The organism is Ruegeria sp. CG4, assembly GCF_056537185.1.
In genome coordinates this window covers 474,513-499,151 of sequence record NZ_JBQFRB010000003.1, presented here as the reverse complement: position 1 = coordinate 499,151, position 24,639 = coordinate 474,513, and the positions used below count along the sequence as shown (strand labels likewise).

Genomic DNA, 24,639 nt, shown 5'->3' with positions numbered 1-24,639 from the left:
CGGTCACGGCAAGGCGCACCTCAAAAAATCCAAATACGTCCTTTAATTCAATGTTTTGCCCAATTCCTGCCACTCCGGCAAGGCAAAACATAATGAGTGCATCAGCAAAGGTTGTGCACAAACAGATTCTATTGGTCGGTTCTGCCCCGACTCTGCTTTACTGGAGTGACCCGGAATGATCAGGTTCACGAAAACCTTTATCACCTCTGAAGACGGTGCTGTCACCGTCGATTGGGTCGTTCTGACTGCCATAATCATTGCGCTTGCGACACTGATTTACTTCGGCATCCAGACAGCAACCATCAGCCTGAGCGGGAACACCAGCTCGGCGATGTCCAGCGCGACCATCAGTACCGGATCCAACAACGCGCCTGGCGGGATCGTTGTTTCAGGGACAGCGGGCGGCGGTAGCTGAGCTACTGTCTAAGGTTTCCAAGCATAGTTCAGCCAACTCTGGGCTCTTCAAGCTGGACGTTTGAAACGTAGCCCCCCCCGGGCCTGCGCTTGACCTGAGTGTGTTGCCAACTCGCCCTACAATCGTGGAACAGTGATAGAAATGTCTTCTTTGTCCTACATTTCGACACAATTCCTGTTTAGGAAATAAGCTGTTTCAAAGTTTCCCACTGGCCGAAATGACTCTGGCCATCGAAAATATGAGGTGCACGCATGCGAGCTGTGTTTGGTCTTGTTCTGATCGTCGGGGTGGCTCTGGCCGGCGGCGCGGTTTACATGGCGCGCAACTATATCACCGCCTATCAGGATGCTCTCGCACGCGAGCGTTTGGCAGCCCAGGAAGCTTTGGCAAACGCGAACGTCAATGTAATTCCGACCGTCAGCGTCATCGTGTCCAACCGTTCGCTGAAGTATGGCGAACGCGTGAAGGAAGAAGATGTGCGTATCGTCGATTGGCCGGAAAACGCGATCCCCGAGGGCACATTCACGGAAATGACCGTCCTGTTCCCCGAGACCGGAGACAATGAGCGTTATGTCATGAGGGCCATGGAAAAAGACGAAGCGATCATGGAGGTCAAGATTACCCGGCCGGGCGAAGCCGCGGGTCTGACCTCGCGCCTGGAAAAAGGCAAGCGGGCCTTTGCCATCAGCGTTGATGTTGCGTCCGGCGTGTCCGGGTTTCTGCGCCCGGGAGACGACGTCGACATTATCTGGACCGGCTCGTTGCGGGGCGCGGTCGAGGGTGCCAGCGGTGAACTCACGCGTTTGATTCTTCCCAGTATCAGACTGGTTGCCATTGATCAGTCCGCAGGCTCGGACGTCACAGGCACAACAATTGCACGTACAGTTACGGTTGCCGTTACACCGGAACAGGCGATCTCGCTGGCCCAGGCCCAGAGCACCGGCCGCCTGTCCCTCGCCCTGGTTGGGGTCGAGGACGAGGCCATCACCGCGGCAATCGAAGTCGACCAGCGAAAACTGTTGGGTATTAAAGAGGCGGCTCCCGCTCCGAAGAAAGCCCAGGAAAGAGTGTGTACGATCCGGACCCGCCGCGGCGGAGAGATCGTCGAAACCCCAATTCCCTGCACAAACTGACGTTAAATCAGAGCGTTACGGACTTGAGCCGCGCAGTCTGCGCGGCTCTTTCTATTTTGATTGTTGCCCATTCCCCACATAAGGAACAATCCGGAAACCATTGATTATTGCAATAAATTCTGAATTCGCGCAGTGTTTCGTATCAGAGGGCGATAGACCCAAAAACGAGGCGTGATCGGAGAGGCAGGTCACATGACAATACGTTCCTGGATCAGCGCAACCCTGCTGGGGTTGGCGCTTGTTGTGAGCCCGGTCGGCGATGCCGCCTGGGCACAGAATCTTCGCGTGGTGAAAAAGGGCACGGCGGAAACGCTGGATGTCCCTATGAATCGCGCAATTGTTGTTGAGAGTGAAGAGCCGTTCGCAGAACTGAGCATCGCCAACGCGGGTATCGCCGACATCTCGTCGCTTTCGGACCGCACGATCTATGTTCTTGGTAAGGCTCCTGGCATCACAACGCTGACGTTGTTCGATGGCGTCGGCAATCTGATCACGAACGTTCGCGTTCGTGTGGCACCGGATGTGACCGAATTCAAGGAAAGGCTGCGCCAGATCCTGCCCGATGAGCGGGTCGAGGTGCGTACGGCAAATGACGGCATCGTGCTGTCCGGCACCGTGTCCAGCTCGGCAAAGCTGGCCCGCGCGCTGGAACTGGCAGAACGTTATGCCCCGGATCGCGTTTCGAACCTTATGAGCGTTGGCGGCGTGCAGCAGGTCATGCTGAAAGTCCGCTTTGCAGAGATGAACCGCTCGGTCGCCAAGAGCCTGTCAGCATCGCTGGGCTTCGGAGGCGGCGATGTGACCGGTGGTATCAACACGCTGAACAACTCGTTGGCATTGCAGAACGCACTGAGCAACAACATTCCCGCCGTGCAGTCCAACACGGGTGCCATCCTGTTTGGATTTGGCGCAGGTTCGACCCAGGTTCGCCTGTTGCTGGAGGCCCTTGAGGCCAAAGGCCTAGCCCGCAGCCTGGCTGAACCCAACCTGTCTGCACTGTCCGGGCAAGAAGCGACATTCCTGGCCGGCGGTGAAGTGCCTATCCCGGTTCCGCAGGACGATGGTGTCGTTACCATTGAATACAAGGCCTTCGGTGTTGAAATCGACTTCATCCCACGTGTTGTCGACGGCGAGCTGATCAATCTGGAGATGGCCGCGTCTGTCTCGGCGATCGACAACAGCTCGAACTTCACGATCAATGGCGACAACGTTCCAAGCTTTATCACACGCCAGACCAGCACGACGGTTGAACTGCGCGACGGAGAGAGCTTTGCCATCGCCGGGCTGATCCAGGACAACTTTGCCGACCTGAACAACCAGATCCCGTGGCTTGGCGACGTACCGGTCCTGGGCGCCCTGTTCCGCAGCGCCGAATATCAGCGCGAACAAAGCGAACTGGTTATTATCATCACTGCACATCTTGTGTCGCCGACGCGAGGTGAAGCCCTGGCTCTGCCCACCGATCGGGTCAAACCGCCCAGCGAATTCGATCTGTTCGTGAATGGCAAGACCGCCCGGACAACACGTGCCGGTGCAGGTGCCGCAACAGAAGTGGCCAAACAGGGCTATGGCAGCTCTTACGGCTACGTCCTGGATTGATGAGGAGGATAGGACCCATGCAAAAGTGGATGATGACACTATGTCTGTCGGTCGCTGTCGCAGGCTGTACACGGGAAGCGGGATACGAAATTGATTCGGGCGCTTTCGGCAACGCAACTCTCAACAATATCCAGGTGATGAACGGTGAGTTGTCCTATGCCCAGATCCTGGCTCAGCGATTTGCGGCAGAGGTTCCAACCCAGATCAACTTTGCCTTCAACAGTTCGCAACTGGATGCTTCGGCGCAGCGGATCCTGGCGCAGCAGGCGGCCTGGATCAAGCAATTCCCCGAAGCCCGGTTCCGGGTCTATGGTCACACCGACAGGGTCGGTTCCGCTTCCTATAACCAAAGCCTGGGACAGCGCCGCGCAAACTCAGCGGTTGCATTCCTGGTCAATCAGGGCGTTTCCCGGTCCCGGCTTGAAGCAGTGGTCTCTTTCGGCAAGTCACGTCCTTTGATCGATACGCCGAATCGCGACCGCCGCAACCGGCGTACCGTGACCGAAGTGTCCGGATTTGTAGATAACCACCCCAACCTGCTGGACGGCAAATACGCCGAGGTTATCTATCGCAGCTACGTGGAAAGCGCCATTCCACCCTCGGGCCTGGCATCCGAGACGAGTGTTGGCACCACATCAGAACAATAAAGCGCAATTGGGCGGCATCGTCGCCCAATTCCCTACAATTTGTTCTTTTACGCCCAATTCTCGCCCAACTTCCAAGAGACGTTGTCAACAATTGGGTGACCTGCGGCCAGATTTGACCGCATCGGGGCGACAGCCAATCCGACCAGACCGCTTGTGTTTGTCAGATTTGCCAAGCCCTCACTACGAGGATTGTGTTAATGACAAGCGCCACGCCGCAAGACGAAAATACCGCCATTCTGGCCTGCACAATCAGCCGTGATGTCCAGAATTTCGATCTGTTGATCGAAGACATGGAAGTTGCGCTGGGTGAACGCTGGGGCGATCTTGGATTTGCTGAGGCACTGGCTTTTTTCAGCCAGCCCGAGGCAGATTCTCTTGAATTTGTGGCACTTGCAATCGACGGGGAAGACGAAGACAACCTGACGCTGATGGGTGAAATCATCACCCGCGCCAAGGACAAGAAAATCAAAGTTGTTCTGATCGCCGAAGATGTCACACCTGCGTCGCTGCATCAGCTGCTGCGCAAGGGTGCCGATGAATTTGTCCCCTACCCGCTGCCCGAAGGCGAGTTGCAGGAAGCCATCGAGCGCATGAAACAGCCCGATCCGGTTGCCGCGCCCCAGGCGGCGGCAGTTCCGCTGACCCAGGGCGAATCAAAAGAAGGCGCGCTGTTTGTGGTGCACGGCCTGGCCGGAGGCGTAGGCTCGACCACTCTGGCGGTCAATCTTGCCTGGGAACTGGCTACGGTTTCGGACAAAGAAGCACCGACCGTCTGCCTGATTGACCTGGATCTGCAATTTGGCACAGTTTCCACCTATCTGGACCTGCCGCGTCGCGAGACAGTGTTCGAAATGCTGTCGGACACGGCGTCCATGGACGACGATGTTTTTTCCCAGGCGCTGCAGACATATGAAGAAAAACTGCAGGTTCTGACCTCGCCTTCCGACATTGTACCGCTGGACCTGATTACGCCTGAGGATATTCAGCGCGTCATCGACACCGCGCGCAAGCATTTCGACTATGTGGTCGTGGATATGCCAAAAACGCTGGTGCACTGGTCCGAAACGGTGCTGGCGGCGGCGCATGTCTATTTTGCACTGATCGAGTTGGATATGCGGTCCGCCCAGAACGCGCTGCGTCTGAAGCGCGCGCTGCAGGCCGAGGAACTGCCGTTCAACAAGCTGCGCTTTGCATTGAACCGGGCACCAAAATTCACGGATTTGAACGGCAAAGGCCGGGTCAAGCGCATGGGCGAAAGCCTGGGAATCTCCATCGATCTGCAACTGCCCGAAGGTGGCAAACCGGTTCTGCAAGCTGGCGATCACGGCCTGCCGCTTGCAAAATCTGCCGCCAAGAACCCACTGCGGCGGGAAATCGCCAAACTGGCCAAGTCGCTTCACAGCCTGGGCTCGAGCAACGCGGAAGCCGCGTAACAACTTCTCAAGGGGACAGCCGTCATGTTTTCGAGATACAAGAAGCAGCCTGATGCGCAGCCGGTCAAGACAGCGGCCAAAGCCCCCGAGGCCGCCCCGGCCGCGGCAAACGCTCCTGCCTCTGCCACAACGGCGGTTGTCCGCAAACCGGTGCAAAAAAAGGCCGCCGAGGCCTCATCTTCCGACCGTGACCGCAAGCGCAAGGAACGCTTGAGTGAAATCAAGATCGATCTGCATCGCGAATTGCTTGAAAACCTGAACCTCTCGGCGCTGGAATCAGCCGCCGAGGCTGAGCTTCGGGCTGAGATCAGCGCCATTGCCAGCGAAGTTCTCGAATCGCGCAACATCGTTCTGAACCGCGAAGACCGTTCGCAGCTCAACAAGGAACTTTATGACGAGGTCACAGGGCTTGGGCCTTTGGAGACCTTGCTGCAGGATGACACGGTCAACGATATTCTGGTGAACGGTCCGCAGCAGATCTTCGTGGAACGCGACGGCAAGCTGCAACTCAGCGACATCACCTTCAAGGACGAAAAGCACCTGATGCGGATCATCGACAAGATCGTGTCCGCCGTGGGTCGCCGGGTCGATGAATCCAACCCTTATGTTGACGCCCGTCTTGCTGACGGATCGCGTTTCAACGCCATGGTGCCGCCGATTGCGGTGGACGGATCTCTGGTATCCATTCGTAAGTTCAAAAAGGACAAGCTGGGCATCGATGATCTGGTCAATTTCGGTGCGTTCAGCGAAGAAATGGCTGCCTATCTTCAAGCTGCGGTGTCTACGCGCCTGAACGTTATCGTCTCGGGCGGTACTGGTTCCGGTAAAACGACCACCCTGAACGCCCTGTCCAGCTTCATTGACGACGCCGAACGCATCCTGACGATCGAAGATACAGCGGAACTTCAGCTGCAGCAGACCCATGTGGGCCGGATGGAAAGTCGTCCGCCCAACGTGGAAGGCAAAGGCGAAGTCAGCCCGCGCGACTGTCTCAAAAACGCCCTGCGGATGCGCCCCGACCGTATCATCGTGGGTGAGACGCGTGGTGCCGAGGTGATCGACATGTTGCAGGCCATGAACACTGGCCACGACGGGTCAATGACTACGATCCACGCCAACTCGGCCCGCGACGGGATCTCGCGTCTGGAAAACATGATCGCGATGGCCGGGATCGAGATGCCGATCAAGGCCGTGCGCAGCCAGATTGCCAGCGCTGTGAACCTGATCGTACAGGCCAGCCGCTTGCAGGACGGTTCGCGCCGCATGACATCGATCACCGAGATCACCGGGATGGAAGGCGATGTGATTTCCATGCAGGAAATCTTTCGTTTTCAACGTGTTGGCCTGACACCTGACAACAAGATTATCGGTCACTTCACCGCAACCGGCGTGCGCAGCCACTACTCCGAGCGCTTCCGCCTGTGGGGCTTTGACCTGCCCGCGTCCATTTACGACCCAACCACAATGTAGGAGATCAAGGATATGCAACTGCCTATGGAGGCATTGATCTATGTCGCGATCTTCGTGGGCGTTCTGGCCCTGGTCGAAGGTATCTACCTGGTCGCGTTCGGCAAATCCATCAGCCTTAACAGCCGGGTAAACCGCCGCCTCGACATGCTCGACAAAGGTGTCGGGCGTGAACAGGTTCTGGAACAGCTGCGCAAGGAAATGCAGCAGCATATGAAATCGCAGAGCATCCCGCTCTATTCCCTTCTGGCCGACAAGGCGCAGAAGGCGGCGATTGCGTTTTCGCCCCGGCAATTGATCATGATCATGTGCCTTGTATCCGGGGTCGCGTTCATGGGGCTTAGCATCGGCACAGCCACCGATACCGCCTTACGGGCGGCCATTTCCGTCGCAATCGGTGTTGGCAGCGTTTATGCGTGGGTGAACCAAAAGGCCAAGAAACGCATGGGCATGATCGAAGAACAATTGCCCGAAGCCGTGGAACTGATGGTTCGCTCGCTGCGTGTCGGCAACCCCTTCGTCTCAACGATTCAGGTTGTTGCTTCCGAGGTTCAGGACCCGCTGGGAACCGAGTTTGGCGTCATCGCCGATGAATGCGCCTATGGCCGCGACGTTGGCGAAGCCTTGAAAGACATGGCCGAACGTCTGGACATGCAGGATTTGCGGTTTTTGGCGGTTGCCGTGGGCATCCAGCAGCAATCCGGCGGTAACCTCGCAGAGATTCTGGCCGGTCTTGCACAGGTTATCCGTGCCCGATTCCGCCTGTTTCGCCGCGTCAAGGCGATCACGGCCGAGGCACAGTGGTCCGGTAAATTCCTGTCGGCCTTCCCGCTGGGCTGTCTGGCTTTCATACTGGTCAAGGATCCCGGTTATTATGACGGCGTTCTCGACCATCCCTGGTTCATTCCGATGTGTTTCTTTGTTGGCATCACGCTGACGCTGAACTTGATCGTCATGAAAATCATCACCAACATCAAGGTTTGAGGGCACGGCAATGGAATTCCTGACCCGCATCAATGACTTGCTGACCGAGCATCTGGGCGAGTTCGGACCACTGATCGTGGTCGGTGTTCTGGGGTTGTTCATGATCCTGGTCACTATCCCTCTGATGCTGAACCAGCCCGAGGATCCGCTCAAAAAGCTGCAGCGTTCGAATGCCGCGCCCAAGAAGGAAAAGAAGGCCAAGAAAGACCAGTTGCGGAACGCCGGTCGGAACGAGCAGCTTGAAAAATTCGCGACCTTTCTGGAACCGAAAGATCAGGAAGAACTGTCGGCAATGCAGCTCAAGCTGCGGCAGGCAGGGTACCAGACCAAGGACGCGGTGCGGTTTTTCCACTTTGCACAGTTCTCCCTTGGGATCATCGGCATCATTGTCGGCGTTCTGCTGGTAACGGTGTTCGCGGGAACGCAGGAATTCACCACCCAGCAAATTCTGGTGCGCGTGCTGGTGCCCGGCGGTGTCGGCTACATGATCCCCAAATACTGGATCACGCGCCGCATCGAAGAGCGGAAAGAGAAGATTACGCAAGCCTTTCCCGACACGCTTGACCTGATGCTGGTTTGTGTGGAGGCCGGTCAGTCCCTCGATCAGGCCATAGTCCGGGTGTCAAACGAAATGAAAGCCTCGTACCCCGACATTTCGCAGGAGTTCGAGATCGTCGCTTACGAAATGAAAGCGGGTAAGGACAAGGATACCGTCCTGCGTGACTTTGGCACCCGTTGTGGCGTGCAGGACGTCAACTCGTTCGTCACGGTGATGATCCAGTCGGCAACCTTCGGTACATCAATTGCTGAAGCTCTGCGGGTGTATGCGGGCGAGATGCGCGACAAGCGCGTCATGCGCGCTGAGGAGGCTGCGAACAAGCTGCCGACCAAAATGACGCTTGTCACAATGGGACTGACAGTTCCGCCTTTGCTGGTTATTCTTGTCGGGCCTTCGGCAAACGTCATTTCGAATTTCGGCCGGTAGTAACCTGATGAACCCATTTCGCTGCTGCGCCCGGACCGGGCTCCGCCGCATCTTTCAGGTCACCCTGGTTTTCGCCATGGTGGCCTCTTGCACAGAGACCGATCGTTCCGGCGATCTGGAGGCTCCGGGCATTGACGCCGGGGGACAGGCCGAAGACGAAATTGAGGTTGGAAACCGCTTGATGGCCGCCGGCGAGTACGAACTGGCGCTCAAGTCCTTTACCCGCGCCGCTCTGGAACAGGGGATGACGCCGCAAATCCTGACATCGATGGGCACGGCAAATCTGGGCCTGAAGCGCCTTGGCCAAGCCGAAACCCTGCTGAGACGAGCCGTCAAGGATGATACCGATTGGCCGGTGGCCTGGAACAATCTGGGCGTTCTGCTGATGGAAACCGGGCAATATCCCGAAGCGGCCCAGGTGTTTCAGCGCGCCTATGCGCTGGACAATGGCGAAAGTGACGCAATCCGCGACAATCTGCGGTTAGCACTCGCAAAAATGGAAAATCCTGATAATAATACCTCACAAGAACAAGAATATACGCTGGAGCAGCAAGGCGACGGGCAATTTACGCTTCGCAAGCTCCCGTAACCAGAGACAAGAGCAGTAAAGGACGCAAAAATGCGCCAACAATTCTTGATTCCGTCGATCGTCATATGCGGATTGATTGTATCGGCATGCGCCAAAGAGACCGAAGAAGAAAAGGTCGAGCGTACATTTCAGGAAGTAAACGTCATAGATGAAACCAATCTGAATGACGTGTTGCTGAGTGCGGCCGACCCGAACGAGGCGGTCACATATTTCCACAATGCGGCCACCAAGAACCCTGATCGCATCGACCTGCAGCGGGGTCTGGCGATATCTCTGTCACGCGCCAAACGCACAACCGAAGCTTCTGCCGCCTGGAAGAAGGTCACAGGCATGAAAGGCTCGACCAACGCGGACAAGGTCGAGTATGCAGACGCTCTGGTTCGCGGCGGCAACTGGAAAGAGGCCGAGGCTGTGCTGGATTCAGTCCCACCCACATTTGAGACATTCAAGCGCTATCGTCTTGAGGCGTTGGTGGCGGATTCGCAGGAAAGCTGGAAGCGGGCAGATCATTTCTACGAAACCGCCGTGGGCCTGACGACGCGCCCGGGCAGTGTGATGAACAACTGGGGTTATTCAAAGCTGACACGCGGCCAGTATGCCGAGGCCGAACGCCTGTTTACTGAAGCGATCCGGCACGACAAATCCCTGTTCACCGCCAAGAACAACCTTGTCCTGGCCAGATCGGCCCAGAGAAACTACACCATGCCGGTCATTCCAATGACCCAGGTCGAGCGCGCCCAGTTGCTGAATACGATGGGGATCTCGGCGGTCAAGCAAGGGGATGTGAACACGGCCAAGAACCTGTTCCGCGAAGCCATTGCCACCCACCCGCAACATTTCGACGAAGCCGTCCGTTCGCTGCGTGCGCTCGAGGAAGCCTGATTGATGCATATCCCTGCGGTTGCGGCTGCGTGGTTCCTGCCATTTGTGCTGCCAATCTGCTTTTACGTCGCTTTCACTGATATGCGTGAAATGCGGATCAAGAATCACGCGGTTCTGGCGCTGGCGATTGTTTATGTCGTCATCGGTCTGTTTGTCCTGCCGCCGTGGTCGCAGGAGTGGTTAAGCGGGAATATTGGCCCCCTATCCGTCACTTTGCCCCTCTATCTGTGGCAGCTGCTGCATATTGTCATTGTTCTGCTTGTTGGCATCGTCCTGAACGCGGCAGGGGTCATGGGTGCGGGAGACGCCAAGTTCCTGGCTGCGGCCTCTCCTTTCGTCTGGTTTGCCGACGCTTTTATCCTGTTGGCCGTTCTGACAGCGACCCTTCTGGCCGCCGTGGCAACCCATCGTCTGGCCAAGAACACCCGTCTGCGCAGCATCGCACCGCATTGGGAAAGCTGGGACCGTGGCCGGCAATTTCCAATGGGTCTGGCTCTGGCAGGCGCTTTGGCCATGTATCTGATTTTGGGAACTGTTTACGGTTCGTGAACTATCATCAGCACGCCTTGCCCCTGCCTTGGTCCTGCCACAAAGGCGGGCCAAATTTTCCGCAAGCGGCCCGATCAGGGCCGATTGACGTGAAACCGGGATAGACGAGCCACGCTCATGAATATGCAGACCACTTCCGTTATGGCCCCCCCTGCCCCAAAGGGGCTGGGTGAAATGCAGCTTCCGCTGGTGATGATGCGGGACATTTTGCTCAAGACGATCTTTCGCAAGAACGTCGACACCGTGTCCGAGATCGCCGCAGCCATCTGTCTTCCGGGTTCCGTTACGCAGGAACTGGTCGATATCACCCGCGATCAGAAACTGCTTGAGGCGACCGGTACCCTGAACGCCAACAGCGGCAACGAAATGGGGTACCAACTGACCGATGCGGGAAAGGCGCGTGCGCTGGACGCGTTGAGCCAGTCGGAGTATTTCGGCGCCATGCCAGTACCGCTGGACGTGTATCGCGAGCAGGTCAAGCGCCAGTCGATTCGCAACATTCAGGTCACGCGTGAGCAACTGACCGGTGCGATGGGTCATCTGGTTCTGCCCGACAGCCTGCTTGACCATTTGGGCCCGGCGGTCAGCGCCGGCCGGTCGATCCTGATGTATGGCCCGCCGGGCAATGGTAAATCCTCGATCTCGAACGGTATCCGCGACGCGCTGGGGGACAATGTCTATGTGCCCTGGGCCATCGAATATGCCGGGCAGGTGATCACCGTCTATGACCCGATCGTGCATACCGCGATCGAACAGGAACCCGATGACCCCAACAGCCTGCGCCGCCGCAAACGGTTCGACTCGCGCTATGTTCAGTGCGAGCGCCCGACGGTTGTGACCGGGGGCGAACTGTCTCTCAGCATGCTTGATCTGGTCTACAATCCGACCGCGCGCACCTATCAGGCGCCGCTGCAGTTGAAATCGACGGGCGGCATCTTCATTGTCGACGACCTTGGCCGTCAGGCGGAACCGCCTCAGGCGCTGGTCAACCGCTGGATCGTTCCGCTGGAAGAAAACAAGGACATCCTTGGCCTTCAATCGGGTGAAAAGTTTGAAGTTCCCTTTGACACACTGGTCATCTTCTCGACCAACTTCCACCCGAACGAGATCTTTGACCAGGCCGCCCTGCGCCGGATCTTCTTCAAGATCAAGATCGACGGTCCGAACCAGGAAAACTTCCTGAAAATCTTCGCCATGGTCGCCCGCAAACGCGGCATGCCGCTGGACGAGGCCGCGCTGGTGCATCTGTTGAAAGTCAAATACCCGACGATCAATAACATCTATGCGAACTATCAGCCGATCTTCCTGATCGATCAGATGATCGCAATCTGCGAATTCGAAGGTATTCCTTATCAGATGAGCCCCGACCTGATCGACCGGGCCTGGGCAAACATGTTCGTCAAGGACGAGAAAATCGTCAAATAACGCCGTGCCAATCAGGCGCGAGGGCGGTTAATCTGCACAAATGACGCAGATTCCCGCCCGGATCACCGACTGGTTTTCAGCCAAAGGCTGGTCCATCCATCCGCATCAGCAGGACATGTTCGACCGGGCACAGGACCCGGCGACATTGCTGATCGCACCCACAGGTGGCGGCAAGACCATGGCCGGCTTCCTGCCGACGCTGGCGGAACTGGCCGATGGCGCGCATGAGGGCCTGCACACACTCTATGTCTCGCCGCTCAAGGCGCTGGCAGCCGATATCCGGCGCAATCTGCGCGGCCCGGCAGACGAAATCGGCCTTCCGATCCGGATCGAAGACCGGACCGGCGACACCTCGGCCACGCAAAAAAAACGCCAGCGCGTGGATCCGCCGCATATCCTGCTGACGACGCCCGAAAGTCTGGCGCTGCTGACCTCGTACGAAGACGCGCCCCGCATGTTCAAAGGCGTGCAGCGGGTGATCGTTGACGAGATCCACGCCCTTTCCGAAAGCAAACGCGGCGATCAGTTGATGCTGGCACTGGCACGACTGCAAAGCCTGTGCCCTGCCCTACGCCGCGTGGGCCTGTCAGCAACTGTCGAAGACCCCGATGCCATCGCCCGGTTTCTTGCCCGCCACCCTGACACCTGCCGGATCATTCAGGCCGACCCCGGCCCTGACCCGGATATCTCGATGCTGGAAACAACCGAGATGCCACCATGGTCCGGCGGCGGCGCGGCCTATGCCATTCCGGCCGTGCTGGAGCAGGTCCGGCAACACAAGACGACACTGATCTTTCACAACACTCGCGCACAGGCCGAGATCTTTTTTCACAACCTGTGGCTCGCCAATGACGAGGGTCTGCCCATCGGCATTCATCATGGCAGTCTGGACCGGCAGCAACGCGAAAGGGTCGAAGCCGCAATGGTGCGCGGAGAGTTGCGCGCCATTGTCTGTACCGGCAGTCTGGATCTGGGCATCGACTGGGGTGATGTGGATCTGGTGATCCAGATCGGCGCGCCCAAGAACGTCAAGCGATTGGTGCAGCGCATTGGTCGCGCCAATCATCGATACAACGCCCCCTCCAAGGCTTTGCTGGTGCCCGCCAACCGGTTCGAGGTTGTTGAATGCGTTGCAGCGCTTGAAGCCGTCCAGGCGCATGATCTGGATGGCGAACCGCGCGGGCGCGGCCCAAGGGACGTGTTGTGCCAGCACATTCTGATTGCCGCCGCCGCAGGGCCGTTCGATGCGGACGACCTTTATGCGGAAATGACGATGGCAGGGCCTTTTGCCCAACTGTCGCGCCCGGAGTTCGACGCCTGTCTGGAGTTCTGTGCCACTGGGGGATACGCCCTGCGCGCCTATGACCGCTGGCAACGACTGCAGCAGCGCCCCGATGGCCGTTGGCAACTGCGCGACCCGCGCGCGGCGCAGCGCATCCGTATGAATCTGGGCACGATTCAGGATACCGACACACTGAAAGTGCGCCTGAAACGCAACCGGGGCGGCAAACCCCTGGGTGAGGTCGAAGAGGGCTTTGCCGCTTCGCTGACGCAGGGTGATACCTTTCTGATCGGCGGGCAAATCGTCCGCTATGAAGGCCTGCGCGAAATGGTTGTCGAGGTCAGTCGCCGCGCTGATCGCAAACCCAAGATCGCCACGTTTTCCGGCACGAAATTTGCCACTTCCACGCAGTTGAGCGACCGCATCCTGCGGATGTTTGCCCAGGACAACTGGCCGCAATTGCCGCCGCACACCGCCGAGTGGCTGGCCCTGCAACGCAACATGTCCCGTCTGCCCCAACGCGACCGGCTGCTGATCGAAAGTTTTCCCAATGACGGGCGCGAAAACCTGTGTGTCTACGGATTTGCCGGGCGAAACGCACAACAAACGCTGGGCCTGCTGCTTACCAAACGGATGGAGGAAACCGGGCTGGCACCATTGGGCTTTGTCGCCACCGACTATGCCACGCTGATCTGGGGACTGGATGCGGTGACCGATCCGCGCCCCCTGTTCGAACACAGAGCATTGCGGGCGGGGCTCGAGACATGGCTGGCGGGCAACGCGGTGATGAAGCGTACCTTTCGCGCCTCGGCGACAATCGCGGGGCTGATCGAACGGAACACCGGCGGCCAGCGCAAGAGCGGGCGGCAAGCAACGTTCTCGTCTGACATACTGTATGACACCCTTTTGAAATATGACCCGGACCACCTGCTGATGCAGATCACACGCGAAGAGGCCATGCGTGGTCTGGTAGATTTCGGACGGATCGAGGAAATGATTGCGCGCATCGGCGACCGCATCGATCTTCTTCGGCTGGACAGAGTTTCCCCCCTGGCCGCGCCGCTGTTTCTTGAGGTCGGCAAAGTGCCCGTCAAAGGGGCCGCCGAAGAACGGCTATTGGCCGAGGAAAGCGCGCGGCTTTTGCAGGCTGCGGGATTAGAGAGCGGCTAATCCGCTTGCCTTGGATCGGGAAAAAGGCAAAGAACGGATCATGAACAGCCTATTGTTTACCTTTGCCGGTCTATCCCTGCACGCTTTGGGGTCCGGGGCGTTGTGGTGGCCCGATCGGAATTTGCTGTGCGTGTCCGACCTGCATCTGGGCAAGTCCGAGCGCATGGCCCGGCGCGGCGGGGCCGCGCTGCCGCCCTATGATACACAGGACACGCTGACGCGGCTGGCGGCGGACCTGCACCACACCCGCGCCGAGACGGTCATTTGCCTGGGTGACAGCTTCGACGATCTGGACGCCGCACAGTCATTGATCCCGGACCATCAATTGCAGATCGTCACCCTGCAGGCCGGCCGGGACTGGATCTGGATCGAAGGCAACCACGATCCCGGACCTGTCGAACTGGGCGGAACGCATTTGTCCGAGTGCTCCTTTGGACCGTTGGTATTCCGCCACATCGCCGAACCCTCTGGCCGGGCCGAGGTTTCGGGCCACTACCACCCCAAGGCGAGCTTACGCGTGCGTGGCCGGTCCATCACCCGGCCGGCGTTCCTGCTGGATCAGGCGCGTTTGATAATGCCGGCCTACGGTACGTTTACGGGCGGTCTGCGCAGTACCGACGCGGCCTTGGCCGGCTTGATGGACAAGCAGGCCAAAGCCATTCTGACCGGGCCACAGCCGCAGATTATTCCCATGCCGCGCTAGTTCAGATCAGCCCGTCCTGTTCCAACATGGGTCTGTATTTTCGGCTGACCGGCACAAGGTCGCCGTTACGCAGCCGGACGAAAGTCTTTCCGTCGGTCCGTTCGGTGCTGACAATTGCATCATCAGTCACCCAATGGGATCGGTGTGTGCAATGACCGGGGATCGGCTCCATCTCGTCGATCGCATCCGTAAAACGCGATCGAATGGTAAACGTACCCTCAGAGGTGACGACATCCACATTGTGATCCCGAACCGTCAGACGATAGATCCGGCCCTGAAAACCCGCCGGAAGACGTCTGACCAGACGCGGCATCTGCTCTGGCACTCCGGTCGGCTTTGGATGTCCGGGTTCCGTCCGGCCGACCAGAATCAGGCCGGTCGAGAACAGCACCCCGTAAGGTAAGACCGCCAGCGCACCTGGGGCTTCCTGTCCGCCAATCGTGAACAGCAGCCAGGCCAAAAGCCACAATGCCGGTGTAAACAGGATCAGGATGACGGCAGAGAAGACAACGTCTCGGGCCGAAAGATAGTCCTGAGACAGATGTTCATAGATGAACTTTCTGGAAAGCCATGTCGCGGCGATTGCCAGTGCCATGACACCGGCCCAGAATGTCAATCGCATGCCGAACGGCAATGCGACGTCCAGAAAAGGTGGAAATGTGTAAGCCAGCAGCGGAACGAAAACCAATCCAGCCACCACGCGTTGAAGGGTGCAAGCGGCTATGATCAGGTTCAGTTTTGACTTCATATTGTTCCGACGGGCAATCCGCTGAGGTCCGTTACAATCACTTCGAGCGGCATGCATTTCGCATTTAACCAACTGGATTTAATAACTTATCACCGATTTGATCACATTCAAACCCGTTTATTCAAAATTAATGTTGTCTCTCAATGAGGAAACGGCCGGGAAGGTTTCCCCTGCCCGGCCGTTCCAAAGCATCGGTTGAGCGCTGAAATTGCGCGCAATCTTCCGCGATCAAGCGGTCAGGCCCTCGGGTTCAGGTAAACCGTTCGCGCGGCAGCACGCTGTCAGCGTGTTGGCCAGCAAGCAAGCGATGGTCATCGGGCCAACGCCGCCCGGAACCGGTGTGATCGCACCGGCGCGTTCGGCCGCGCTGGCATAGTCGACGTCTCCGACCAGCTTGTTCTTGCCGTCGCGCTCGATCCGGTTGATACCCACGTCGATGACGGTCGCGCCTTCCTTGATCCAGTCGCCCGGTACCATCTCGGGGCGGCCCACGGCGGCAACCACGATATCGGCGCGGCGCACGACGTCCGGCAGGTCCTTGGTGCGCGAATGCGCGATGGTCACGGTGCAGCTGTCACCCAGCAACAGTTGCGCCATCGGCTTGCCGACGATGTTCGACCGGCCGATCACAACAGCATCCATACCCGACAGTGACCCATGGTGGTCGCGCAGCATCATCAGGCAACCCAGCGGGGTGCAGGGCACCATCGACTTCTGACCGGTGCCCAACAGGCCCACATTCGAGATATGGAACCCATCCACGTCCTTGGCCGGGTCGATCGAGTTGATCACCAGATCCTCGTTCAGATGCTTGGGTAGCGGAAGCTGAACCAGAATCCCGTGCACGGCGGGATCGTTGTTCAGCTTGTCGATCAACGCCAGCAGGTCTGCCTCGGAGGTCTCGACATCCAGCTTGTGCTCGTACGAGTTCATGCCGACCTCGACGGTCATTTTGCCCTTTGAACGGACATAGACCTGACTGGCCGGATCCTCGCCCACCAGAACCACGGCCAGGCCGGGCGTGATGCCGTTTTCCTCTTTCAGCTTTGCAACCTGATCGGCCACCTGCGCGCGGACTTTGGCCGCAAAGGCCTTGCCGTCGATGACTTGAGCTACCATCCTTTGATCCCTTCTTTCAAAAGCGGATCGGGCGCCAGAAGCGCCCGGTCATTCAATCAGGGCCGAGCACACATTCTTCGCGTGCAATCGACCAATCAATCAAGATACGCCACAGATTTTCGGCAAGATCAGGGTCCATACCCAGTCTGTCCGAGCTCACACGTACCTTTTGCACCACATCTTCAACTCGCTCAGGAATTCGGGCCGGAAGACCCTCGCCCGGTTTCAGCTCGGACGCGCGGTCAATGTAAGTTGCGCGCGTCACCAACATCTCAATCAGTTGGCGGTCCAGCTTGTCGATCTGAACCCGCAATTCCTGCATGGAAAGACAGTCTTGCGGCAGTGTCAGAGTGGGCATCGCAATCTCCTCATGGCCCGGGGATTCCCCGGACCACGAGATGTCTCATTCAGCGGCTTAGAACAAGCCCTCGATCTCACCTGCGTCATTGAGGCAGATGGTTTCTGCGGCGGGTTTGCGCGGCAGACCGGGCATGGTCATGATCTCACCACAGACAACCACGATGAAACCGGCACCCGCGGACAGGCGAACCTCGCGCACCGGAACTGAGTGGCCAGTGGGTGCGCCACGCAGGGACGGATCGGTCGAGAACGAATACTGAGTTTTTGCCATGCAGACCGGCAGGTTGCCATAACCGGCGGCTTCCCACTCTTTCAGCTGATTGCGGATCTTGGAATCCGCCAGCACCTCGTCAGCGCGGTAGATGCGCTTGGCGATGGTCTCGACTTTTTCGAACAGCGGCATGTCGTCCGGATAGATCGGCGAGAAGTTCGCAGTACCGGCATCGGCGATTTCCACAACCTTTTTGGCCAGATCCTCGGATCCCTCCGAGCCCAGTTCCCAGTGACGGGACAGAACCGCCTCAACCCCGTGCTCGGCACAATAGTCCTTGACGGCCTGCACTTCAGCGTCGGTGTCGGTGACGAAGTGGTTGACGGCAACGACTACCGGCACACCGAAAGACTTCACGTTCTCGATATGGCGGCCCAGGTTGGCGCAGCCCGACTTCACGGCATCAACATTCTCGGCACCCAGATCGGCCTTGGCAACGCCGCCGTTCATCTTCATCGCGCGCACGGTGGCAACCAGCACCACGGCAGACGGCGCGATGCCCGCCTTGCGGCATTTGATGTTCATGAACTTTTCGGCACCCAGATCGGCACCAAAGCCCGCTTCGGTCACGACATAGTCGGCGACTTTCAGAGCGGTCTTGGTGGCGATGACCGAGTTACAGCCATGCGCGATGTTCGCGAAAGGACCGCCGTGAACGAAGGCCGGGTTGTTTTCCAGCGTCTGCACCAGGTTCGGCTGCATGGCGTCCTTCAGCAGAACGGTCATCGCGCCCTCAGCCTTGATGTCGCGGCAGTAGACCGGCGTCTTGTCGCGACGGTAAGCGACGATGATGTCGCCCAGGCGTTTCTCCAGGTCCTTCAGATCGTTTGCCAGGCACAGGATCGCCATGACTTCAGATGCCACGGTGATGTCATAGCCTGCTTCACGCGGGAAACCGTTCGAGACACCGCCCAGCGAGCAGGTGATCTGACGCAGGGCACGGTCGTTCATGTCGACCACGCGGCGCCACACGACGCGGCGCATGTCGATGGCCTGCTCGTTGCCCCAGTAGATGTGGTTGTCGATCATGGCCGACAGCAGCGAGTGGGCAGAGGTGATGGCGTGGAAGTCACCGGTGAAGTGCAGATTCATCTCCTCCATGGGAACAACCTGCGCGTAACCGCCACCTGCAGCGCCGCCCTTCATCCCGAAGTTCGGACCCAGCGAGGCTTCGCGGATGCAGATCATCGCATTCTTGCCGATGCGGTTCAGGCCGTCGCCCAGACCAACGGTGGTGGTGGTTTTGCCTTCACCTGCCGGGGTCGGGTTGATCGCGGTCACCAGGATCAGCTTGCCATCTTCACGGTCCTGCACCGAGTTGATGAAGTCCTGGCTGACCTTTGCTTTGTCGTGACCGTATGGCAGCAGGTCTGCGGACTCGATGCCGATTTTAGCGCCGATTTCCTGAATCGGCTTCTTGTTCGCTTCGCGGGCGATTTCGATGTCGGATTTGTAGCTCATTGGGCAGGGTCCCTGGTTGAATGCCGTGCAAAACCGACGCTGAGCGTCGGCGCTGTGCAATCCATACCGTCGTGTACAAAACGGATGGCTATGGATTCCGACATAATTGTGCCGCGAAACGGCGTCGGGGTGTTTACCGCGTTTCTAATCGGAAACGCCGGTACCTGAAGGTGCCCAGGCCCGCTGATCCGGCACGAACAGTTTCATTCTGTCACCCAGCTTCAATTGACCCGGACGTTCGACCCAGGCGGTCACGCCCCTGCGCCCCTGCGCCGCCGGTTTGAAGGCAGGGCCATGTCCCGGCAGGTCGGCTTCCACCTCGCGTCCCGGAATGATGCAGGGACGGTTTTCCATATCAATCGTTAGAGTCAGGCCATTCGCGGCCTGCAGACGGGAACTTGGCGGCACATGGGTAAAATCGGGAATTCCGCGCAACACCAGGCTGGCGCCCAGATAGGACGGGTCCAGCCGGGTGAGGCTCATCTCGGCGGCAATCTCGTCCAGTTGCTCGGCTGACAATACCGACAACTGCCGGACATTTCGAATTTCCGTTCCCTTCGGATACAGGTTTGTCATGCGAACGCAGGAGGCCCGGTTCACACCTTCGTGCCGCGCGCCGGGATCACCCGCGAAATCCAGATCCAGCGTCTGGACCGACTTGGCCCGAATACTATTGCCGGCAGGAACGTGCCCCAGCCAGGTAACTTCGGCGGTGTATTCGGTTTGGCGCAATACGGGCATGCCACCCCTTTCAGGCTGTGTGCGGTAACACGGCACAGAAACCCAGTTTTAGGTGATTGGAAAGAAAAAAGACCCGGGACATTGCCCGGGTCCGTTTGTTATGCCGAGGGTTCCGGCTCCATCCCGCCTTCGGGCGGAGACTTCTTGACCTTGGTTTTCGGGATCGCTGTGACACTGGGCGCGCTACCCTCGTCGGTGTTGTCGCCTTCGTCATCCCCCTCGCCGGGCGATTCGCCGTTCATGACGCGCTTGATCTCGTCACCTGTCAGCGTTTCGTATTCCAGCAAGCCCTGTGCCAGGCGTTCCCAGCTTTCACCGTTCTCGTGCAGGATTTCGAGTGCACGCTCATAACCCTGCTGAATCAGGCGCTTCACTTCTTCCTCGATCAGTTCCTTGGTGTGGGCGGAAACCGAGAATCCGGCCGTGTTGCCTGAATACCCCTCATGCGCCTCGGCATAGTCGATATTGCCGACCTTGTCGGACATGCCCCAGCGCATCACCATGGCGCGCGCCAGCTGGCTGGCCTGCATGATGTCACCGGCCGGACCGTTCGACACATGGTCTTCACCGTATTTGATCACCTCGGCGGCTTTGCCCGCCATGGTCATGGCCAGCTTCTGCTCACACTCATCGCGGTGATAGTTCAGGCGGTCCATTTCCGGCAGCGAAACCACCATACCCAGCGCACCACCGCGCGGGATGATCGTCGCCTTGTAGACCGGATCGCACAGCGGCAGGGTCAGGCCGACCACGGCGTGACCGGCCTCGTGATAGGCGGTCTTTTCCTTCTGGTCCTGTGTCAGAACCATCGAGCGGCGCTCGGCCCCCATCATCACCTTGTCTTTCGCGTTCTCGAAATCTTCCATGGTGACAAAGCGGCGGCCCACACGGGCAGCCATCAGGGCCGCCTCGTTCACAAGGTTCGCCAGATCAGCACCCGAGAAGCCCGGCGTACCGCGTGCAATGATACGCAGGTCGACATCGGGGCCCAGAGGAGTCTTGCGGGCGTGGACACCCAGGATCTTCTCACGACCCTTGATGTCCGGATTACCCACAGTGACCTGACGGTCGAAACGGCCCGGACGCAGCAGCGCGGGGTCCAGAACGTCTTTACGGTTGGTGGCCGCAAGAATGATCACGCCTTCGTTGGCCTCGAACCCGTCCATCTCGACCAGCAACTGGTTGAGGGTTTGTTCGCGTTCGTCGTTACCGCCGCCATAACCGGCGCCACGGTGGCGACCCACGGCGTCGATTTCATCAATGAAGACGATACAGGGCGCGTTCTTCTTGGCCTGCTCGAACATGTCGCGCACACGGGACGCGCCGACACCCACGAACATTTCAACAAAGTCTGAACCTGAGATGGTGAAGAACGGCACGCCAGCCTCACCTGCAATCGCACGGGCCAACAGCGTTTTACCGGTACCCGGAGGGCCAACCAGCAGCGCGCCTTTCGGGATCTTGCCGCCAAGACGTGAGAATTTCTGCGGATTGCGCAGGAACTCGACGATCTCTTCCAGCTCTTCCTTGGCTTCATCGATGCCCGCCACGTCGTCAAATGTAACGCGGCCATGCTTTTCTGTCAGCATCTTGGCCTTCGACTTGCCAAAGCCCATCGCGCCGCCTTTGCCGCCGCCCTGCATCCGGTTCATGAAATAGACCCAGACACCGATCAGCAGCAGGAAGGGCAGCAGTGTGATCAGGAACGACTGGAAACCCGACTGTTGCTGCTTTTCAGCGCGCACGGGGATGTTCTTGTCGATCAGCAGTTTGGTGACCTCGGCATCGCCGGGCTTGATGGTGACATAGCTGGCACCGCTTTGAGTGGTATAGCGAATCTGCTCGCCGTCCAGTGTCACATTCTTGACTTCGCCGCCCTCAACTGCGCTGACAAAGTCGGAATAGGTTCTTTCGTTATTCTGAAGCGATCCGCCAGGACCGCTGAACAGATTAAACAATGCCAGGATCAGCAGAAAAAGAACGACCCAGAAAGCGATATTACGAGCGTTGCCCAAGAAAAATCTCCCAACAGATTTCGGCAGGTGAGGATCCGCCGCTTGCTCCTTAAAATAGAGAGGATTGTGGCAGGTTCAATGCGATAAAATCATAGCATAAAACTCGGGCCAATTTGGCATCATTTCGGCATGCCAGGCATTTGGGGATCCGGAAAGCGGGGCAGACACGACCGTATCGCCTGTCCAGACCGCAGGCGTGGACATCAGTGCGCGCCGGGGCAAGCGTGCTTCACGCCAATCCGGTAATTGTTTCAGCCCGTCCTCGCCCAGCGCGCGGATTTCGGCATCTGGAATGGTGGGGCCGGACACCACCCAGCGTCGGTCCCAAGGCTGGTTACACGCGGCTGATACACCCTGAACCGCCTTTAGTTCCCTGCAAATCCACGCATTATCGCGTTCTGTGAAGACCAGACAGCCTCCAATGGTGCTGGTCCGGCGATTCAATAATGCTTCCAGCGCCTGATCCACATTTGACTGGCGCGGCGGATACCCCTCTCCCGCGATCCAGTTGATCGTCGTGACCAGAAGGCGGCGCTGGATCTCGCGCGGCAACGCCGCAAAGCCTGCGGGATCAATGCAGACAGCGCCGTCTTTCACTTCGGTGATCTTGCGGGCGGATTCCTGCGTATACCGCGCCAAAGCATCACGGGCTTGTGCAAGATTTTCTGCCACTCGGGCCAGAGACTGCGCGGTGATGCCAATCGGTTCAAGGCTTGCCAGAGCCTGCCGCACCTTGATCCGGTCAAATCGCGTATCGTGATTCGACGGGTCCTCGATCCAATCAGCGCCGATCTCGCGTAGATAAGTGCGCAGTTCCTGACGCGAGATATCCAGCATCGGTCGAAGCAGCAAAACCCCGTCTCGTGCGCGAACAGACGGCATCGATGACAGGCCGGTGACGCCGGCCGCGCGCGCCAGCCTCATCAGAACGGTTTCGGCCTGATCGTCTGCCGTGTGCCCAAGGGCAATGGCCTCCACCCCATTGCGACCGGCCCATTCCGTCAGCAACGCGTAACGCGCCTGACGGGCCTGATCCTGCAGGTTTCCGCTGCCATCCCACCCTTGCCAGAGCAGAGTATCATGCGACAGCCCAAGGCTTCCTGCCTGCGCGGCCACCGTTTCTGCCTCGGCCGCTGCTTCAGGCCGCAGGCCATGATTCACGGTTGCTGCCAGAACTGTCACCCCTTCTGCCTGTGCTATGCCATGCAGAAGATGCATCAGCGCAACCGAGTCGCCGCCGCCCGAAACCGCCACACCGATACGGCGCGGCAGTGTTTTCGGCAGTCGCTCGCGGATCTGAGCTGTCAGAGAAGCTGCACTTCGGGTCAAGAACAACCCAGAGACGCCATTTCCTGCGTGGCGTCCGAGACCGTGCTGGAGGATGGGAAACGCACCCCAACCTCGCCCAACGTGATACAGGCCTGATCGGTTTGTCCCAATCGCCCCAGCGCGGCCCCCAGTTCAAACAGCGCTTCGGGGGCAAAGGCCCCTTCGGAATCACCGGTAAAGCTCGCCAGGAATGCCCGGGCGGCTTCACGGGTATCGCCCAGACCTTCCAGCGCCTGGCCGCGTTTCAGATGCGCCTCGGGTGCAAGCGGGCTGCCGGGATACGAGGTGTCGAATTGCGCGAATCCATCTGCGGCAGACTGAAAGTCACCATCAGCCAGCGCCTGCGACGCTGCATCAAAATCAGCGCGTTCACCCACGGCAAGTTCACCCTGACCCGAATTGGTCGGCTCAATTGGCGCAGGAGCGACGGCGACATCGGTCGCGGTTTCCCCGCCTAGGGTCGACGTTTCGCCCAACGTGCTGAGATCGCCCCCTTCCAGTTCGACCAGCCGGAATTCCAGGTCACCAATTCGATTGGTGCCATCGGTCACAACGCTCTGGATACGTTGGTTCAGCTGTTCGGTCTGCCGGGTCAGGCGCTGTAACTCGGCCTCGATGGCGTCAACGCGTTCCAGTACGGAACTGCCGGACAGGTTCGGAGCCGGGGAGCCGGTGGTCGAAAACTCGCGCTTTAGGCGCTGGATTTCCACGTGCAGCACTGTCAGTTCCTGCCGGATATCCGCCAGCGTCTGCTGATCCTGCGCCTTTGCCACGCCGGCGCTCAGCACGACCGCCGCCAGAACCCATCCTGCAATTCGCATCATCTTACCCCAGTGTTGAGCCGGTCAGCACCGTCACCGCGCGGCGGTTCTTGGAATAGCAATCCTCGGTGCTGCAAATCTCGATCGGGCGTTCCTTGCCATAGCTGACCGTGGTCAGACGGCTACCCGCAACCCCCCGCGAGATCAGATATTCACGCGCGGCGTTCGCCCGGCGCGCGCCCAGCGCAAGGTTGTATTCGCGTGTGCCCTGTTCGTCGGCGTGACCTTCGATCATCGCCACAAAATCCGGGTTTGCCATCAGCCAGTCGGCCTGCCCCTGCAGAACGGTCTGCGCCTGCGTGGTCAGGGTGGATTGGTCGACCTCGAACAGCACCCGGTCCCCGACCGTTTGCTGGAAATAGGCAGGCGAGCGTGGGTCGCTTGGCGATCCCGGCAGGATCGAACCGCTGCCGCCTGCGCCGCCGCCCAGTGCCGATGGATCATTGTTGGTACAGGCCGCGATCACGCTCAGCGCGCCCAAGGCCAGGATTTTGCCCAATACGTTCATTTC

General features: G+C 58.8%; 23 protein-coding genes. 14 read left to right on the top strand and 9 right to left on the bottom strand.

What is annotated here, in order from left to right; genetic code table 11:
• Nucleotides 1-175 precede the first annotated feature (175 nt).
• The 14 genes from ACR0J2_RS11855 (at nt 176) to pdeM (ending at nt 15,263) form a co-directional block, all read left to right on the top strand.
• Nucleotides 176-415 (top strand): hypothetical protein, encoded by a 240-nt coding sequence (locus ACR0J2_RS11855; protein WP_170678132.1) that lies wholly within the window; start codon nt 176-178, stop codon nt 413-415.
• A 251-nt stretch (nt 416-666) separates the two neighbouring features.
• The gene (cpaB, locus tag ACR0J2_RS11850) at nt 667-1,548 is read left to right on the top strand and encodes a Flp pilus assembly protein CpaB (RefSeq protein WP_170613274.1); all 882 of its coding nucleotides are present in this window, start codon (nt 667-669) and stop codon (nt 1,546-1,548) included.
• 192 nt (nt 1,549-1,740) lie between these two features.
• The gene (locus tag ACR0J2_RS11845; protein ID WP_170613276.1) at nt 1,741-3,147 is read left to right on the top strand and encodes a type II and III secretion system protein family protein; all 1,407 of its coding nucleotides are present in this window, start codon (nt 1,741-1,743) and stop codon (nt 3,145-3,147) included.
• 17 nt (nt 3,148-3,164) lie between these two features.
• Nucleotides 3,165-3,794 carry an OmpA family protein gene (locus ACR0J2_RS11840; protein WP_170807759.1) on the top strand — a complete coding sequence of 210 codons (630 nt, stop codon included), beginning with the start codon at nt 3,165-3,167 and terminating at the stop codon, nt 3,792-3,794.
• Between the two features lie 197 nt (nt 3,795-3,991).
• Nucleotides 3,992-5,227 carry a CpaE/TadZ family protein gene (locus ACR0J2_RS11835; protein WP_480812669.1) on the top strand — a complete coding sequence of 412 codons (1,236 nt, stop codon included), beginning with the start codon at nt 3,992-3,994 and terminating at the stop codon, nt 5,225-5,227.
• A 24-nt stretch (nt 5,228-5,251) separates the two neighbouring features.
• A complete protein-coding gene (locus tag ACR0J2_RS11830; protein WP_170613282.1) occupies nt 5,252-6,697 on the top strand; it encodes a TadA family conjugal transfer-associated ATPase in 1,446 nt (481 codons plus the stop codon).
• A gap of 12 nt (nt 6,698-6,709) precedes the next feature.
• Entirely contained in the window at nt 6,710-7,678 is a 969-nt protein-coding gene (locus ACR0J2_RS11825) for a type II secretion system F family protein (RefSeq protein ID WP_170613284.1), read from the top strand.
• A gap of 10 nt (nt 7,679-7,688) precedes the next feature.
• On the top strand, nt 7,689-8,663 hold the full coding sequence (locus ACR0J2_RS11820) for a type II secretion system F family protein (RefSeq protein WP_170807758.1): 975 nt from the start codon (nt 7,689-7,691) through the stop codon (nt 8,661-8,663).
• A gap of 7 nt (nt 8,664-8,670) precedes the next feature.
• On the top strand, nt 8,671-9,252 hold the full coding sequence (locus tag ACR0J2_RS11815) for a tetratricopeptide repeat protein (protein WP_170613288.1): 582 nt from the start codon (nt 8,671-8,673) through the stop codon (nt 9,250-9,252).
• A gap of 30 nt (nt 9,253-9,282) precedes the next feature.
• Complete coding sequence (locus tag ACR0J2_RS11810) at nt 9,283-10,134, top strand: tetratricopeptide repeat protein (protein ID WP_170678150.1); 852 nt, start codon at nt 9,283-9,285, stop codon at nt 10,132-10,134.
• A 3-nt stretch (nt 10,135-10,137) separates the two neighbouring features.
• Nucleotides 10,138-10,683 carry a prepilin peptidase gene (locus ACR0J2_RS11805; RefSeq protein WP_170613776.1) on the top strand — a complete coding sequence of 182 codons (546 nt, stop codon included), beginning with the start codon at nt 10,138-10,140 and terminating at the stop codon, nt 10,681-10,683.
• 117 nt (nt 10,684-10,800) lie between these two features.
• On the top strand, nt 10,801-12,108 hold the full coding sequence (locus ACR0J2_RS11800; RefSeq protein ID WP_170613292.1) for an ATPase: 1,308 nt from the start codon (nt 10,801-10,803) through the stop codon (nt 12,106-12,108).
• Nucleotides 12,109-12,148: 40 nt separating this feature from the next.
• Nucleotides 12,149-14,560, top strand: coding sequence for a ligase-associated DNA damage response DEXH box helicase (locus ACR0J2_RS11795; RefSeq protein ID WP_480812668.1), 2,412 nt, complete (start codon nt 12,149-12,151; stop codon nt 14,558-14,560).
• A gap of 40 nt (nt 14,561-14,600) precedes the next feature.
• Nucleotides 14,601-15,263 (top strand): ligase-associated DNA damage response endonuclease PdeM, encoded by a 663-nt coding sequence (pdeM, locus tag ACR0J2_RS11790; RefSeq protein WP_480524812.1) that lies wholly within the window; start codon nt 14,601-14,603, stop codon nt 15,261-15,263.
• A gap of 1 nt (nt 15,264) precedes the next feature.
• On the opposite strand, the gene ACR0J2_RS11785 is transcribed toward pdeM, so the two are convergent.
• From ACR0J2_RS11785 to pal, 9 genes are all read right to left on the bottom strand, one after another.
• Nucleotides 15,265-16,011 (bottom strand): LytTR family DNA-binding domain-containing protein, encoded by a 747-nt coding sequence (locus tag ACR0J2_RS11785; protein ID WP_170613298.1) that lies wholly within the window; start codon nt 16,009-16,011, stop codon nt 15,265-15,267.
• Between the two features lie 228 nt (nt 16,012-16,239).
• Nucleotides 16,240-17,130, bottom strand: coding sequence for a bifunctional methylenetetrahydrofolate dehydrogenase/methenyltetrahydrofolate cyclohydrolase FolD (gene folD, locus ACR0J2_RS11780; RefSeq protein WP_170678158.1), 891 nt, complete (start codon nt 17,128-17,130; stop codon nt 16,240-16,242).
• Nucleotides 17,131-17,182: 52 nt separating this feature from the next.
• Nucleotides 17,183-17,488: a chorismate mutase gene (locus ACR0J2_RS11775; protein WP_480812667.1), complete on the bottom strand. Its 306-nt coding sequence runs from the start codon at nt 17,486-17,488 to the stop codon at nt 17,183-17,185.
• A gap of 57 nt (nt 17,489-17,545) precedes the next feature.
• Nucleotides 17,546-19,222: a formate--tetrahydrofolate ligase gene (locus ACR0J2_RS11770; RefSeq protein WP_321251477.1), complete on the bottom strand. Its 1,677-nt coding sequence runs from the start codon at nt 19,220-19,222 to the stop codon at nt 17,546-17,548.
• A 144-nt stretch (nt 19,223-19,366) separates the two neighbouring features.
• Nucleotides 19,367-19,963, bottom strand: coding sequence for an MOSC domain-containing protein (locus ACR0J2_RS11765; RefSeq protein ID WP_480812666.1), 597 nt, complete (start codon nt 19,961-19,963; stop codon nt 19,367-19,369).
• Between the two features lie 98 nt (nt 19,964-20,061).
• On the bottom strand, nt 20,062-21,978 hold the full coding sequence (ftsH, locus tag ACR0J2_RS11760) for an ATP-dependent zinc metalloprotease FtsH (RefSeq protein ID WP_170613308.1): 1,917 nt from the start codon (nt 21,976-21,978) through the stop codon (nt 20,062-20,064).
• A gap of 75 nt (nt 21,979-22,053) precedes the next feature.
• Complete coding sequence (gene tilS / locus ACR0J2_RS11755; protein ID WP_480812665.1) at nt 22,054-23,307, bottom strand: tRNA lysidine(34) synthetase TilS; 1,254 nt, start codon at nt 23,305-23,307, stop codon at nt 22,054-22,056.
• On the bottom strand, nt 23,304-24,128 hold the full coding sequence (gene ybgF / locus ACR0J2_RS11750) for a tol-pal system protein YbgF (RefSeq protein ID WP_170807817.1): 825 nt from the start codon (nt 24,126-24,128) through the stop codon (nt 23,304-23,306). Before ybgF ends, tilS begins: the two co-directional genes overlap by 4 nt.
• Before the next feature lie 4 nt (nt 24,129-24,132).
• Entirely contained in the window at nt 24,133-24,636 is a 504-nt protein-coding gene (pal, locus tag ACR0J2_RS11745) for a peptidoglycan-associated lipoprotein Pal (RefSeq protein ID WP_170678166.1), read from the bottom strand.
• Nucleotides 24,637-24,639 lie beyond the last annotated feature (3 nt).